The following is a 1,326-nucleotide window of genomic DNA, read 5'->3' as shown; positions in this document are numbered from 1 at the left end:
TTGACTTGTAGGTATGTTTGGTTGTTTTGTTAAAGACGAGGTATGTACTCTTGTTTTTCAGGAAGAAGGCGGGATACGAGATAGGGATCCGTCTCGTGAGCTCGGAGATGTGTATAGGGGCATAGATCTCTCCTCGTCGAAATGACTTCTGGATGAATCCGATCTCCGCCCCTCACTCCGCAGATGATTGGGTCTCCACTCAGCGGGCACCAGAAAGGCCAGGTGCAGTATGGGATCAGGGGTTTTTTCCCTGAAACGAGACATCGTGGTTCGGAAGTCATGCCGAACACGCCCCTCTGACAGCATCCAGATGATTCAGGTAAAGGTTCTGCAGTTGCAGCCCCTCCTTGGTAAGCCACGGTTGCTGAACCGTGCCGTAATGATCGAATGGCACCTTCTCGAACCTGACCACGAAGACGACCTGCTTGTCGTCCCATGGGGTTCCGTTGATCTCTTCGAGCACGTGCCGGTACTGCGCGAGCGTGTACCCTCCCTCGGCCTTGGCGTCCTGTTCGGTCATCGCGCCCAGGGGCTGCTGATAAATCTCAATGATATCGAGCTTCGCGAAGTACTCATTGGAGTACATCTTGGTCTGCGCCTGGTGCCGGGAGCCTAAGATGGCCCGTTGTCTTTTCCAGAGCCGTCGGGTCTCGGTCTTCTCCTTCATCCAGATTGGCCAGACGTGGTAGGGTTTGAAAAGCAACATCACGCCACCTCCCGGAGCCATTTGGATGCGTTGACCGGATGCGATCCCTCAATGCCCGGGTAGAGGATTGCCGCACCGTTCGGGAACGGAGTCTCGTTGTAGATTTTCAATTCTCTCGCGATGAACTCGCGAGCTTCCTTCTCCTTCTCGGTCAGCTGGAGGTCCTCGCAGTTCAGACAGTACCGCGGACTGAGATTATCCTGGCGCCGGCAGGGTACCGGGGAGTTGCATTGATAGCGGGAGTCGGGCGGCATCAGAGGACCACCTCGAAAATTTTCTGCGGGTGGTTGAGGCTTTCTCGGAGCCGGTACGCATGGTCCGCCTCCTCCTTTGTCTCATGGACTTCAGAGCGAACGTTGTTCCACCGGGTCATGTAGACGTGGATCCAGACCATCAGTTCGACCCCCCATGCATCATTTCACAGAGCGGACAACCCACGACCTTTCCTTCCCGGCGTTGTTTTCCTTTCTTATCAGCCAAATATCTCCAATAATGGTGATCTAAAGCGAGGTGAACCGCTTTCAGATTGTCAGCCGATACGAGGATCTTATTGCGGCCCTCTGTGCTCAAAACGTGAAACCCGTTGCAGCCGCACTCAATCTTGATGGGCATCAGAACAC

The 1,326-nt window shown here is 54.5% G+C and carries 3 protein-coding genes; all 3 read right to left on the bottom strand.

Going from position 1 to position 1,326, the window contains the following annotated elements; translation table 11 throughout:
* Positions 1-277 precede the first annotated feature (277 nt).
* Genes CW742_RS13410 through CW742_RS13400 form a run of 3 tightly spaced genes read right to left on the bottom strand, consistent with a single transcriptional unit; the run spans position 278 to position 1,100 of the window.
* The gene (locus tag CW742_RS13410) at positions 278-706 is read right to left on the bottom strand and encodes an ASCH domain-containing protein (protein ID WP_292421215.1); all 429 of its coding nucleotides are present in this window, start codon (positions 704-706) and stop codon (positions 278-280) included.
* Positions 706-960, bottom strand: coding sequence for a hypothetical protein (locus tag CW742_RS13405; protein ID WP_292421212.1), 255 nt, complete (start codon positions 958-960; stop codon positions 706-708). Before CW742_RS13405 ends, CW742_RS13410 begins: the two co-directional genes overlap by 1 nt.
* Positions 960-1,100: a hypothetical protein gene (locus CW742_RS13400; protein ID WP_292421210.1), complete on the bottom strand. Its 141-nt coding sequence runs from the start codon at positions 1,098-1,100 to the stop codon at positions 960-962. Before CW742_RS13400 ends, CW742_RS13405 begins: the two co-directional genes overlap by 1 nt.
* Positions 1,101-1,326 lie beyond the last annotated feature (226 nt).

Source organism: Methanoregula sp., assembly GCF_002835825.1.
Lineage (GTDB): Archaea > Halobacteriota > Methanomicrobia > Methanomicrobiales > Methanospirillaceae > Methanoregula.
This window is presented reverse-complemented; position numbering and strand designations above follow the sequence as displayed.

What these genes read in the sequence shown, in the direction of transcription:
- CW742_RS13405 (WP_292421212.1), bottom strand. Translation starts at nt 960, where the DNA reads ATGCCGCCCGACTCCCGCTATCAATGCAACTCCCCGGTACCCTGCCGG.
- CW742_RS13400 (WP_292421210.1), bottom strand. Translation starts at nt 1,100, where the DNA reads ATGGTCTGGATCCACGTCTACATGACCCGGTGGAACAACGTTCGCTCT.
- CW742_RS13410 (WP_292421215.1), bottom strand. Translation starts at nt 706, where the DNA reads ATGTTGCTTTTCAAACCCTACCACGTCTGGCCAATCTGGATGAAGGAG.